The organism is Mycobacterium sp. E740 (assembly GCF_001672895.1).
Classification (GTDB): Bacteria; Actinomycetota; Actinomycetes; order Mycobacteriales; family Mycobacteriaceae; genus Mycobacterium.
The window spans coordinates 25,813-38,403 of sequence record NZ_LZKP01000080.1; the positions used below are offsets into that span (position 1 = coordinate 25,813).

Below are 12,591 nucleotides of genomic sequence, written 5' to 3' on the forward strand. Positions count from 1 at the left end.
GGCAACCGGCGTTTCAGCGCGCACAAATTCATATGCATTGACTTCAGTTCTGACGAGGAGAGGCTGCAAATGCAACCGTTGACGCACAATCCGGGTGCCGTGGGAATCGGCGCAGAGGTCGTCGCTAATGGCACGCGCGGGCTGGCCGCCGGCACTACGGCCACCGCGGCGGTCACGGCGCTGGTGCCGGCGGGCGCGGACGAGGTGTCCGCCCAGGCGGCGCTCGCCTTCGCCGCCGAAGGCGTCGAAGCACTCGCGATGAATACGTTCGCGCAGGAGGAGCTGGCTCGGATGGGCGCGGGGGTCGTCGAGAGCGCCGGTATCTACACCGCCGTCGACGGCGCGAACGCCACCACACTCTGATCACGTCGTTCACAAGCGGCCCCTGACTCGACGAACCAGGAATGACCTAGACGATGTTCTGGCATGCCCTGCCGCCGGAATTCAACACTGCGCGGCTGATGGCCGGCGCGGGCGCGGTGCCGATGCTGCAGGCCGCAGCAGGGTGGGAAGCACTGGCGATCTCACTCGAGACGCAGGCCGACGAACTGGCCGCAAGCCTGGCATCACTGCAGTCGGTGTGGAGCGGTTCGGCAAGCGAACGGGTCGTTGCCGCAACCATGCCGATGGTCGCCTGGCTACGAACGGTGGCGGCTCAGGCGCAGAAGAGAGCGCTGCAAGCGACGGCGCAGGCGAACTCGTACAGCTTGGCCATGGCCACCACGCCGCCACTGCCGGAGATCGAACAGAACCACGTCACCCATGCGGTCTTGGAAGCGACCAACTTCCTCGGCGTCAACACCGTCCCGATCGGCGTCAACGAGTTCGACTACTTCATCCGCATGTGGAACCAGGCGGCCGGGGCGATGGACCTCTATCAGGCGGAGACCGCCCTGAACATGTTGTTCGAGCCGATCATGCCGCCGAAGCCCATCGTCGTGCCCGGAGTGGCTGCCGGGGGCGCGTCCGCCGCCGTCGGGCACGCGGCGGCAGGGGCGCCGGGGCGGGCCATGCGCGACCTGGTCGTCGCCCAGGTGAGTACACAGGCCTCGCTGGAGTCGGCGGTGCTGCAGGGTGGACGCGCGACCGCTCAGGTCGGCATGACTGCCAAGCACGCCGAGGGCCAGGTGCGCAAGGCCGACGACATCGCTCAGCAGGCGGCGAACCCGAACCAGACGATGCAACAGGGCATGCAGATGGGCACGCAGCTGGCGTCCCAGCTCGGCTCGACACTGGCGCAGTTGCCGCAGCAGGGCATGCAGATGGTGATGCAGCCGGTGCAACAGATGACCCAGCCGCTGCAGCAGGTCACCTCGCTGTTCAGTCAGCTCGGCAGCAGCCTGGGCAGCGAGAAGATGCAGGTCGGTCTCGTGGGCGCCAGCCCGCTGTCGAATCATCCGCTGGCCGGCGGTTCGGGGGCGACGTCCGGCGCCGGCCTGGTGCGCGCGGCGTCGCTGCCCGGGGCCGGCGGCACGCTGGCACGCACCCCGTTGCTGGCCGGCCTCATCGGCGAACCCGCCACGGTTCCCGCCGCGCCTGGCGCCGCGGCGGGCGGAAGCGGTAGCGGCCTGGCGCCGGTCGGCGCGGGCGGTAACGCAGGACCGATGGGGCACGCCGGCCAACGAGCGAGCAGCGGTGGCAGCAGACAGGGATTGACGGCACCTCGCGTGCTGCCACAGGACCTCGGCGAAGACGAGGACGACGACTGGTGACCCCGCGCCAAGACTTCCCGGCCACCCGGCCGGCAAGACTCGCCATCAGTGGTGAGGACACAGGAAGAGAGAAAGAGTATCCAGCATGGCAATGAATACCGACGTTGCTGTCCTCGCCAAGGAGGCAGCGAACTTCGAACGGATCGGTGGGGAGCTGCAAGCGGTCATCGGTCAGGTCGAGTCGACGGCCGGTGCGCTGTCGGCGCACATGGTCGGTGACGCGGGGACGGCCGCTCAAGGTGCCCTGCTGCGCTTCCACGAGGCCGCCGTTCGTCAGGTCCAGGCGCTCAACGACATCTCGGCCAACATCCACTCCGCCGGCACGCAGTACGCCGCGACGGACAGCGACCAGTCCACTGCGCTGTCCACAGCGATGCAGTTCTGAACCCACTGATACGAACGGAGAAGACGACATGAGCGAGAAGGTTTACAACTACGCGGCGATCGACGGTTCGTCCGCCGAGATCACCACCGCCGTCGGACAGACGGAGAGCCTGCTCGAGGAAGGCAAGGGCTCGCTGGCTGCCCTCGCCGCCGTCTGGGGAGGCACCAGCTCCGAGGCTTACCAGGCCGTCCAGCTGCGGTGGGACACGGCTTCGGCGGAGCTCAACGCCGCCCTTCGGCAACTGGCCGGCACGATTCACGAGGCCGGCGGCACCGGGGGCACCATGTACCAGGCCGACAAGCTCATCGAGGGCTCGTTCGGCGGATGACACTGCGCGCAGGTGGGCGGGCCCGTCCTTCGGGACGTCTTGCCCACCTCGCGCGTCCGCACTCACCGACAACACTGAGAGGTACCCATGTCGGCCGACTATGACCGGCTCTTCCACTCCGCAGGCGATGCCGCGCAGACCGCCGGCGACGACGGAGTAGACCGCGACGTTGCTGCCACCGGCTCGGTCGCGCCCATGCCCATGCCCGTCGCGCAGACCATGGCGACCCAGGCGCCGCCTCCGCGGCAGACCGAGGTCACCACCCAGATGGCCCCTGCCCGGGCGACGATTCCGCAGCACCAGCCGAACGCGATGATGCGCACCCCGCAGTCGCCCGGTTCAGCGGGGGCGCGATTCGAGCAGCCGCGAGCCATGCCGGTGCCCGCACCGAGGCCCGCGCCCGCCCCCGCGCCGAGTCAGCACTTCGCTGACGCACCGCCCGAAACCAACGGGGTGGTGCGGGCAGGTCATTCCGCGCAGACGTCGGCGGCGACGATCGGGAACCACCGCGCCATCGACGCGCTGTCTCACGTCGGCGTGAAGTCCGCGGTCAAGATGCCGTCGCAGCGCGGCTGGCGTCACGTGCTCTACCTGCTGACCCGGATCAACCTCGGCTTGTCCCCGGATGAGCTCTACGAGATGGAGCTGAACACCCGGATCCGCCGAAATGCCCGCGATTCCTATCAGATTGGCGTTTTCGGGCTCAAGGGTGGCGTCGGCAAGACCGCGGTCACCGTCGCACTCGGGTCGGCACTGAGCAAGGTACGCGGCGACCGGATCCTGGCCGTCGACGCCGATCCCGACGGCGGCAACCTCGCCGACCGCGCCGGCCGACAGTCCGCCGCCACCATCGCAGATCTGCTCGCCGACAAGGAACTGGCGCGCTACAACGATATTCGCGCGTACACGAGCATGAACGCCGCCAACCTCGAGGTGCTGTCGAGCGAGGACTACAGCGGCGCGCGGCGGGAATTCAACGACGAGGACTGGAAGGGCGCGACGAACATCGTCTCGCGCTACTACAACCTCGTGCTCGCCGACTGCGGGGCCGGCTTGTTCCAGCCCGCGGCGCGCGGTGTCCTGTCGACGGTTTCGGGCCTGGTCATCGTGGCGAGCGCCTCCATCGACGGCGCCCGCCAGGCGGCGATGACGATGGATTGGTTGCGTCAGAACGGATATCAGGATCTGCTCGGCCGCTCGTGTGTGGTGATCAACCACGTCGTGCCGGGCAAGCCGAACATCGACGTCGAAGACCTGGTGGCGCAGTTCGAGCGGCACGTCCCACCGGGACGCGTCATCGTGTTGCCGTTCGACAAGCACATCGCGGCCGGCACCGAGATCCAACTCGAGCTGCTGAGCAAGAGCTTCCGCCGCCGGATCGTCGAGCTGGCCGCAGCCCTGTCCGACGACTTCGACAGGCTCGAACGACGGTGACCGCCACCGCCGCAGCAGCATCCACGTCGAGCGTCACGCCCGGCCGCCCGTCGACCACCCGTGTCACGGTGCTCACCGGCCGGCGGATGACCGACTTGGTGCTGCCGTCGGCGGCGCCGATCGAAACCTACATCGACGAAACGGTGTCGGTGCTGGCCGAACTGCTCGAGGACACACCGAAAGACGTCCTCGCCGGGTTCGACTTCACCGCGCAAGGGGTCTGGGCGTTCGCGAGGCCCGGCGCACCGCCGCTGAAGTTCGACGAGTCGTTGGACGACGCGGGGGTCGTCGACGGGTCACTGCTGACGCTGGTGTCGGTCAGTCGCACCGAACGGTATCGACCGCTCGTCGAGGATGTCATCGACGCGATCGCGGTGCTCGACGAATCGCCGGAGTTCGACCGATCGGCACTCAATCGCTTTGTCGCCCTGGCCATTCCGTCGGTTGCCCTCGTCGTGACCGCGATGGCGCTGGTGGGTTGGTCCCGGGCGGGACACGGGTGGTGGTGGGCCGTGGCCGTCGGCGTGGTGGGGATGGGTCTGCTCGGTGGCAGTGCGTTGGCCACCAGCCGGTACCGCAATCTCGACATGTCCGAGAGCCTGCTGGCTGCGGCGTTACCGACGCTCGGCGGCGCGGCCGCACTGGCGGTGCCGTTACCCCGCGGCGTCGAGTCGCTGGGGGCGCCACAGATTGCGGGTGCGGGCGCCGTCGTGCTGCTCTTGACGCTGGCCACTCGCGGCGGCCCGCGCCGAAGAGCTGAGCTGGCGGCATTTCTCGCGGTCACTGCGATCGCGGTCACCGCTGCCGCGATCGCCTTCGGCTACGGCTGGCAGGCGTGGGTGCCGGCGGGCGCAATCGCCTTGGGCCTCATCGTCATCACCAACGCGGCGAAGCTGACGGTCGCGGTGGCCCGGATTGCGCTGCCGCCGATTCCGGCGCCCGGCGAGACGGTGACCAACGATGAGTTGCTCGATCCCGTCGCAACTTCCGGCACGGACGAGGAATCGCCGACGTGGCAGGCGATCATCGCGTCGGTCCCGGACTCCGCGGCACGACTGCATGAGCGCAGTCAGTTGGCCAAGCGGCTGCTGATCGGGTTCGTCACCGCCGGAGCGCTCGTGCTGTCGGTGGGCGCGATCGCGGTTGTGGTGCAAGGGCATTTCTTCGTGCACAGCATGATCGTCACCGGGCTCGTCACTGCCATCTGCGCGTTCCGGTCGCGGCTGTACGCCGAACGGTGGTGCGCGTGGGCGCTTTTGACTGCGGCCGTGGTGATCCCGACGGGCGTGATGGTCCGGCTCTGCCTCTGGTATCCGGATTCGGCATGGCTGGCGTTGGCCGGTTACCTCGCGGTCGGGATCGTCGCGTTGATCGTCGTGGGCGCTACCGCGAGCGTGCGACGGGTGTCGCCTGTGACGAAACGGGTTCTCGAACTGCTCGACGGCGCGGCGATCGCCGCGGTGATACCGATGCTGTTGTGGATCGCCGGCGTCTACGACCTGTTGCGCAACTTGCGGTTCTAGCTCACTTGCGCGGCGGGCGCAGCACGTTCATCGCCAGCCGCATGATCGGCGCAGGCACCCGGTCCTTGGCGGCCAGCGCGGCATCGGCGGCGCGGCCCCGTAGCGGTGTGCCGCGGCCGAAGACGCGGTTGATCGGCCCGCCGGTCGGTTCGAGGTCGAAATGCAGCGGCGGCTTTCCGTCGGCGGCGCCGAGTGCGTTGGAGATCACGACCCGTTGAATCTCGCTGGTGCCCTCGAAGATGGTGTACAGCTTGGCATCTCGATACCATTTCTCGACGGGGTGGTCCGTGATGTAACCCCAGCCGCCCATGGTCTGAATCGCGCGTTCGGTGGCGCGGACCGCGACTTCACTGGCCGCGAGCTTGGACATCGAACCCTCGCCACGCTCGAACGGCACACCGCTTGCCGCCATCCACGACGCGCGCCACGTCAGCAGACGAGCGCCGTCCAGCGCAGTCGCCAGTTCAGCCAATGGGAACGCGATGCCCTGGTTGTCGATGATCGGCGCGCCGAACGCTTCCCGCCGGTTCGCGTACTCCGTTGCGTATTCAATTGCGGCCCGGGCGATTCCGAGCGCCTGCGCGGCCACCATCGGGCGGGTCTGCTCGAAGGTGCCGAGTGTGGCCGATCCAGAGCGTTTACCGCCTTCGACGGCTTCGCGCGCCTTGGCGAGCTTGTGTTCGAGTTTCTCGTGGCCACCGAGCAGATTGCCGCCGGGAACGCGGACGCCGTTGAACTTCAACTCCGCGGTGTGCGACGCCCGACACCCGAGCTTGTCGAGCTTGCGGACCAACTCCAGGCCCGGGGTGCCCCCCGGGACGATGAACAGCGCCTGTCCCTTGTGCCCGAGGTCTTGGTCGACGACGGCGTTGACGACGTGCACATTGGCGATGCCGCCGTTGCCGATCCACATCTTGTGGCCGTCGATGATCCAGTCGTCACCGTCACGGCGGGCCGTGGTGCGTAGGTTGCGGACGTCGCTGCCGCCCTCGGGCTCCGATATCGCCAGCGCGGCCAGCTTGAGGTCGCCGGGTGTGCCGAAGCACTCGGGCGCCCACTCCAGCATCTGCTCGGGCGAGGCGGCCTGGCCGATCGCAGACAGCGCGAGCGCGGGCATCACGACCGCGAGGCCGATGCCGGCGCAACCCCAGAACAATTCCTCCATGAACATCGGCAGCGACAGGCCCGTCGGATCACCGATGAGATCGCGGTAGAACAGCGGGCTGTAGAAACCTCGCTGTGCTGCTTCCTCGAGCACCGGCCACGGGAATTCCTGGCGCTGGTCGTACTCGAGTGCCACCGGACGGACGCATTGCTCGGCGAACTCGTGGGTCCGTCGTGCCAGGTCGTGCTGCGCCACGGTGGGCGTCAGATCGAAGGCCACGACAGTGAGTTAACCCGCCGCAGGCTTTCCGAAACACTTGTTCGCCGAAACTGGACAGGCCCCCGGATGCCGAGCATCGCGGGGGCCTGCCAGCCAGGTGTCACTGCACGTCGACGTAGATCGTTTTGTTGACCACGCGGGTGTTGAGGTCGCCGCCCACTCCCAGGCTGTTGGTCTGGGTGTACGTCTGACCCTGCCGCACCGCCACCACGCTCGCCTCGTCCAGCGGGGCAGTGCCGATCCGGTTGACGATCACGTGGTAACCCTGTGCTTCCAGCTCGCTGATGGTCTGCTGCGCGCTTCCGGGTCCGGACGGAGCGGCCTGGGCGGGCGCTGCCAGTCCGATCAGGGCGGCGGCCAAGGCGCTGGCGGCGACGGTGGCGATTCCAAACTTCTGCATTTCTTCAGAGCCTCTTCTCTCGTACGTTTCGTATCCGAGCCGTGGCTTGTGTCGCGGTTCGTAGCTGCAGCTGATCTTGGAAACCGAGAGGTCAACCGGTTTAATTCCGCTGGCAGAAATTGGTTGCCGGTTGGCAGCAATCCTGCTGCGGGACAGCCGATCGCCCACATTCGGATACACGAAACGTGCGGCGCCGGCGTTCAAATCCATCCATCCGGACCCGAACGTATGATCGAACAATGGGCGAGCTGAAAGGCATCGGATACAACGGCCAGCCCATCCAACAGGCGTTCCGCCGGGTCGATCCGCCGGTGACCGTTCTCGTCGACCTCGCCGCGGTGTTTCCGCGCGAGCCCCACGCGGCCGGCGGCTACAACCCGGCCGGCCTCCAGATGCACGCGGTCGTGGACGGGACGTTGACCTGCTGGGCGCTTTGCGAGCAGGGCTATTGGTGGGGCCTGGTCACATACGAGATCGCCTACGGGGCGCGTCGCAAAGCCGTCACGCACTGGATTCCCGCCTGGACGCTCAAACCGAAGGCCGAATGAGGCTACGGACGTGGCTACGGACCTTCGTCGTCTTCGGGCAGCAGGTACTTCTCGGGGTGGTGGTAGTTGTTGACGCGGCTCTGTCCGGTGTCCAGTTGCGGCGGCGGGAGCCATTCGACGCGTCCGTCCTCGCGCACCCGGGTGGTCCACCCGCCGTCGGCGACCAGTCGGTTGTGTGGTCCACAAGCCAGCGTCAGGTCGGTGACGTCGGTCTTGCCGCCGTCGGCCCAGTCCTGGGCGGCGTGATGGACCTGCGCCCAGTACGCCGGCGCGGTACACCCGGGCTTGGAGCATCCGCGGTCGCGGTTGTAGAGCACGATGCGCTGTGCCCGCGTAGCCAGGCGTTTGGCCCGGCCCACATACATCGGGACTTCACGGTGATCTTCGTAGACAACCAGATAGTGCGCACTGGTCGCGGCCATCCGGATGACATCGGCCATCGGCAGCAGCGATCCGCCGCCGGTGACCGCGAAGCCGGCCGCCGACTGCAACTCCTTGAGCGTGGTGGACACGATGATGGTCGACGGCAACCCATTGTGGGAGCCCAACTGTCCGGAGGCCAGCAGCGCGCGCCCCGCCGCGGCGAGCGCGTCATGGTTGCGCTGGGCTTGGCTGCGCCCGTCGCGCACCCGATTGTCACCCGACGCGGGCCCGTCCACGCACGGGTCGGGATCGTCGGGGTTGCACATCCCGGGCGCGGCCAGCTTGGCGAACACCGCTTCCCACGTCGCACGCGCTTGCGGATCGAGCAGGCCGCTGACGCGGCTCATCCCGTCCCGGCCCTGGCGGTGAATCGTGAATGAGCGCTTACGCGCACGGTCGCGTTCGGCGTCTTGCGGACCCGGCCCGTCCTCGTCGATCAGCTGCGCCAAGCGATCGGCGACCTTGCGCAACTCCTCCGGACACAACCCGCTACCCGCGCGGGCGAGGTCGGCTTCGGCCAGCTCTCGGACTTCGTAGTTCACCGTGGCCGGGAGCTGATCGAAGAAGCCTTCGATGATGCGCACGTGCTCGTCGCCCAGATCACCGCCGGCCTGCGCTGCGGCCGTCGCCTCCAGCACCGGAGCCAACGGCTCACCGGTCAGCGCCCGGCGCGGACCCAACACCGCAGCCGAGGCGATGCGGCGCTTGGCCTCCTTACGCGAGATCCGCAACGCCGTGGCCAATGCCTCCGCCCACGACGAGGCGCCCAACGCCTTCGGGTCAGCCTCGGCGACCAGGCGCGCGATGATCGAGTGATCAACCGGCGACCGCGCGCTGAACATTCGTTCCCGCCGGCCCATCAACGCCACGAGCTCAGGAGCGCTCAACCCGTCGAGCGATAGCTCGGCCACCTTCGCCAGCGCAGCTGCCAGCTCGTCATAGACCGCCGCGACGGTCTGCGAGTCGACGCTGCCCATGCTCATGCCCCGCGCAACCGCCGCTGCGCCTCTGCCGGCGAGATCCGTAGTCGGCGGGCGACATCCCGGCTCGACAGACCGCCTGCGGCGAGCAGCCGACCCATCAGGCGCTGGTCGAGCGCGGCGCGTTGATGGTCCAGTCGGTCGAGCCGTTCCAGCAGTGCGTACAACTCGGTGCGGGTCAAGCCGTCGAATCGCAGCGCCGCCAGCTGCTTGTATGCGGACTCCACCGCAGCCAGGACATCCGCGACCTCATTCGAACGCATGTACGAGATCATAGTGTCGTCCACCGACGCGCGAAAAAAGTTATCCACAGGGTCGAGGAATATAGCGGACCGCAGTCCGGTTAACGATGGCATGCCTGCAATCATCGCTGACACGCTCACTCTTCCCCGCATCACCGCACCCGCCGCGTCCGACACCGAACGGCCCGTGCGGTCCATCACCACCGGACCCCGAGGCTTCGAAGGCGAGGGCTTCCCGGTGGTGCGCGCGTTCGCCGGCGTCCCCGCTGCCGATCTCGACCCGTTCGTCCACATGGACCAGATGGGCGAGGTGGAGTACGAACCCGGAGAACCGAGGGGAACGGACTGGCACCCGCACCGCGGCTTCGAGACCGTCACCTACATGATCGACGGCCGATTCGCGCATCAGGACTCGCACGGCGGCGGCGGGCTCATCACCGACGGCGCCACCCAGTGGATGACCGCCGGTTCGGGCATTCTGCACATCGAGACGCCGCCGGCCGAACTCGTCGAAAGCGGGGGCGTGTTCCACGGCATCCAGCTGTGGGTGAACCTGCCGCGCAAGGACAAGTTCGCCAGCCCGCGCTACCAGGCCATCGAAGGCGACGAAGTGAGGCTCCTGGCCTCAGGCGACGGCGGTGCACTCGTGCGCATCATCGCCGGCGACGTCGACGGCCACGTCGGCCCCGGAGCCACTCACACCCCGATCACCCTGGCGCACGCGACCGTCCAGCCCGGGGCGCGGCTGGATCTGCCGTGGAACCGCGACTACAACGCGCTCGTCTACGTGTTGTCCGGCCGCGGGACCGTGGGTCCGGTCAGGCATCCGATTCAGCAGGGCCAGCTCGCCGTGCTCGGGCCCGGGGACCGGATCAGCGTTGGGGCGCAACAGGATCAAGACGCACACCGGCCGGCGCTCGAGGTGCTGATCCTCGGCGGCAGGCCGATCCGCGAACCGGTGTACCAGTACGGGCCGTTCGTGATGAACAGCAAGTCGGAGCTGATCCAGGCGCTCGAGGACTACCAAGCCGGCAAGTTCGGCACCATTCCGCCGAATGCGCTCATGCCGCACCGGGTTTAGCCGCTTCGGCTGGAGCAGGTTTCGGGTACAGCAGCTCCAGCTCGCCGAGGTGGGCCGCGACGGTCACCAGTGGCAGTGCGGCAGCCACCGCGAGTTCGTCGTCGGTCGCTTCGGCTCGCAGCGCTGTCACGAAATCGTCGCTGATCGCGGCCGGCAGATCGGCCGTGCCACCGGCGGCGCGCGCGCAGATAGCCTCGACGTGCGATTCCAACACGGCTCGTGTCCGCGAGTAGATCCCGAGCGGTGGCGGGACGACGTCGGCGATCAGCTCGGCCGCAGCCCGCAGCCTGATCGCCCGGTTGGCCGACCGGACGGCAGGCGCGCGAATGTCGGTGGGGCCGCTACCCTCCGAAAGGAACTGTCGCACAGCATCATCCACGGTCCGCGACGCCTCGAGTGCGTCGTGGCTCAGCGCAAGCACCCGGCCGGCGGCCTCCTCGGAGGCACCGCGAGTGACGCGCAGCACGGCAGCGTCGAGGAATGTCGCGCCGACGGCGAATGCGTCGTCGATGGCACGGGACAGACGAACGCCTGTGCCGCGCGGCCACAACAGCACCGACACCACCACGCCGACCAGAGCTCCGACGATGACGTCCTCGACGCGGATCAACCCGACACTCCAACCCGTCGGGGCGATGAGGTTGAAGATGATCAACACCATCATCGTGAAGGCGGCCTGGCCGGCGATGAATGACGCCACCTCGGGCACGAAGGCGGAACCGAAGGCCACCACCGGCAGCAGCATCCACATGACGACCGGTTCCACGCCGACGAGTTCGATGAGCCCGACGCCCAGCAGGAATCCGAGCCCCGTGCCCGCCACCGCCCGCAGCACTCGGGTGCCGGTGGTGAGCGCGCTGCTGCGCAACACCGACATCGCACCCAGCACCACCCAGAAGCCGTGCTCAAGAGGGAAAAGGTGAGTGACGGCCACTGCCATCGCCAAGCCGAGGCCGGTGCGAAGGCTGTTGCGCAGCACCACCGCCCGGGTGGCGAGCAATCCACGCGTGATCGCGGCGACGGCCGTCGTCTCCGGCATCACCCAGTCCGCGGTACCAGTTTTCGGCAGCCGACGACCCAGCACGCGCGCCCACACCGGACGAGCGTCTGCGGCCGCAGCGTTGCGGATGATCCGGCCCGTTACCCCGACGGTCGCGGAGAAAGTGCGCCGCCCCAACAACTCTCGTCCGACGGCGACCGCGGCCGCGTCGTCCGATGACGCCAGGATCTCGACGATGTCCTCGCGGTACCGCCCCTGCGCGATGGACCGCAGTTCGCTCAGCGCCTCGTTGAGATCGACGCTGTGCGCGCCGCGCCGGGACGGGTCGGAGATGCGCAGCACCGCAGCGGAATCCCGCAACACGCGGATCAGCGAATCCCGCATGTCGCCGAGCAGTCGCCCGGTGTCGTCGGTGATCCGGTCGGCCAGCCAGCCGAGATCGTCGACCACGCGGACGAGCGCGCGGCTGCCCGCGGTGAGCGCGACCGGGCGGAAGTCCGCGCTCAGGAACGTCTCCCAGAGCCGGTTCATCGCCCGGGTGGCATCCTTCGCGGCCGCCGTGCCCGCGAGGCAGTCGGCCAACCGGTTGCACACCCGCGCGGCGTCGCCGCGCAGCTCGTCGTGGTGTCGCGGCGGCAGGACGAACAACGCGGCGGGCACACAGACCGCGAGCGCGATGAGCCAGCCGAGCAGCCGATCGGGGATCGGGCCCACCGGCGTACAGGCGGGCAGCACGAACGTCAGCAGCGTGGCGCGCTGTCCGGCGGCGATGATCTCGCTCAGCACCCCGGAGAACGTCACGACCACGCCCAGGACGAACATCACCGCGACGCTCAACCACGGGTGCGGAGACACCAGCGTGCCCAGAGTGATGAGGATGGCGCCGTTGCAGGCCAGCCCGCCGTAGGCGAGCGCGCGAGCCGGGCGGTTGCCGGGAAAGTCGACGAGGATCAGCAGCGCGACCGAACCGAAGATCGTGAACATCGGGGTCTGCGAGCCGCCACCGACCGCGAAGCTGACCGCCGCGGCGATCGGTAACACCAGGGCCGCCCGGGTCGCGCGACGCAGCGCGTCGAACTCGGGATCGCGCCGGCGCAGGCGGTCGATCACGCTGCGTCGCACGGAGGCGACGACCCTGGTGCGCGACAACC

The 12,591-nt window shown here is 68.4% G+C and carries 13 protein-coding genes; 8 read left to right on the top strand and 5 right to left on the bottom strand.

Going from position 1 to position 12,591, the window contains the following annotated elements; genetic code table 11:
* Positions 1 to 69: 69 nt before the first annotated feature.
* The 6 genes from A5663_RS07065 (at position 70) to eccD (ending at position 5,382) form a co-directional block, all read left to right on the top strand.
* The gene (locus A5663_RS07065; protein WP_068145843.1) at positions 70 to 363 is read left to right on the top strand and encodes a PE family protein; all 294 of its coding nucleotides are present in this window, start codon (positions 70 to 72) and stop codon (positions 361 to 363) included.
* A gap of 53 nt (positions 364 to 416) precedes the next feature.
* Positions 417 to 1,712 carry a PPE family protein gene (locus tag A5663_RS07070; RefSeq protein WP_068145846.1) on the top strand — a complete coding sequence of 432 codons (1,296 nt, stop codon included), beginning with the start codon at positions 417 to 419 and terminating at the stop codon, positions 1,710 to 1,712.
* Between the two features lie 85 nt (positions 1,713 to 1,797).
* Positions 1,798 to 2,097 (top strand): WXG100 family type VII secretion target, encoded by a 300-nt coding sequence (locus A5663_RS07075; protein ID WP_068145849.1) that lies wholly within the window; start codon positions 1,798 to 1,800, stop codon positions 2,095 to 2,097.
* Positions 2,098 to 2,125: 28 nt separating this feature from the next.
* The gene (locus A5663_RS07080) at positions 2,126 to 2,425 is read left to right on the top strand and encodes a WXG100 family type VII secretion target (protein WP_068145852.1); all 300 of its coding nucleotides are present in this window, start codon (positions 2,126 to 2,128) and stop codon (positions 2,423 to 2,425) included.
* 87 nt (positions 2,426 to 2,512) lie between these two features.
* Positions 2,513 to 3,859, top strand: a complete 1,347-nt coding sequence (locus tag A5663_RS07085; protein ID WP_068145856.1) for a MinD/ParA family protein — start codon at positions 2,513 to 2,515, stop codon at positions 3,857 to 3,859.
* Complete coding sequence (gene eccD / locus A5663_RS07090) at positions 3,856 to 5,382, top strand: type VII secretion integral membrane protein EccD (protein WP_068145859.1); 1,527 nt, start codon at positions 3,856 to 3,858, stop codon at positions 5,380 to 5,382. The genes A5663_RS07085 and eccD overlap by 4 nt, the downstream gene beginning before the upstream one ends.
* A gap of 1 nt (position 5,383) precedes the next feature.
* Here eccD and A5663_RS07095 read toward each other — a convergent pair whose 3' ends face one another.
* A complete protein-coding gene (locus A5663_RS07095) occupies positions 5,384 to 6,766 on the bottom strand; it encodes an acyl-CoA dehydrogenase family protein (RefSeq protein ID WP_068145862.1) in 1,383 nt (460 codons plus the stop codon).
* A gap of 100 nt (positions 6,767 to 6,866) precedes the next feature.
* Positions 6,867 to 7,166 (bottom strand): hypothetical protein, encoded by a 300-nt coding sequence (locus A5663_RS07100; RefSeq protein WP_068145865.1) that lies wholly within the window; start codon positions 7,164 to 7,166, stop codon positions 6,867 to 6,869.
* 239 nt (positions 7,167 to 7,405) lie between these two features.
* Between A5663_RS07100 and A5663_RS07105 the strand changes: the two genes are divergently transcribed.
* Positions 7,406 to 7,714 carry a hypothetical protein gene (locus A5663_RS07105; protein WP_068145869.1) on the top strand — a complete coding sequence of 103 codons (309 nt, stop codon included), beginning with the start codon at positions 7,406 to 7,408 and terminating at the stop codon, positions 7,712 to 7,714.
* 14 nt (positions 7,715 to 7,728) lie between these two features.
* Here the strand turns inward: A5663_RS07105 and A5663_RS07110 are convergent, their stop codons facing one another.
* Both A5663_RS07110 and A5663_RS07115 read right to left on the bottom strand, forming a co-directional pair.
* On the bottom strand, positions 7,729 to 9,120 hold the full coding sequence (locus A5663_RS07110; RefSeq protein ID WP_068145873.1) for an HNH endonuclease signature motif containing protein: 1,392 nt from the start codon (positions 9,118 to 9,120) through the stop codon (positions 7,729 to 7,731).
* Positions 9,117 to 9,380, bottom strand: coding sequence for a hypothetical protein (locus A5663_RS07115; protein ID WP_068145976.1), 264 nt, complete (start codon positions 9,378 to 9,380; stop codon positions 9,117 to 9,119). The genes A5663_RS07110 and A5663_RS07115 overlap by 4 nt, the downstream gene beginning before the upstream one ends.
* Positions 9,381 to 9,471: 91 nt before the next feature.
* Here A5663_RS07115 and A5663_RS07120 point away from each other — a divergent pair, with 91 nt between their 5' ends.
* The gene (locus tag A5663_RS07120) at positions 9,472 to 10,440 is read left to right on the top strand and encodes a pirin family protein (protein WP_068145875.1); all 969 of its coding nucleotides are present in this window, start codon (positions 9,472 to 9,474) and stop codon (positions 10,438 to 10,440) included.
* Here A5663_RS07120 and A5663_RS07125 read toward each other — a convergent pair.
* The gene (locus A5663_RS07125; RefSeq protein ID WP_231976713.1) at positions 10,421 to 12,589 is read right to left on the bottom strand and encodes an FUSC family protein; all 2,169 of its coding nucleotides are present in this window, start codon (positions 12,587 to 12,589) and stop codon (positions 10,421 to 10,423) included. The two genes, A5663_RS07120 and A5663_RS07125, sit on opposite strands and share 20 nt — an antisense overlap.
* Positions 12,590 to 12,591 lie beyond the last annotated feature (2 nt).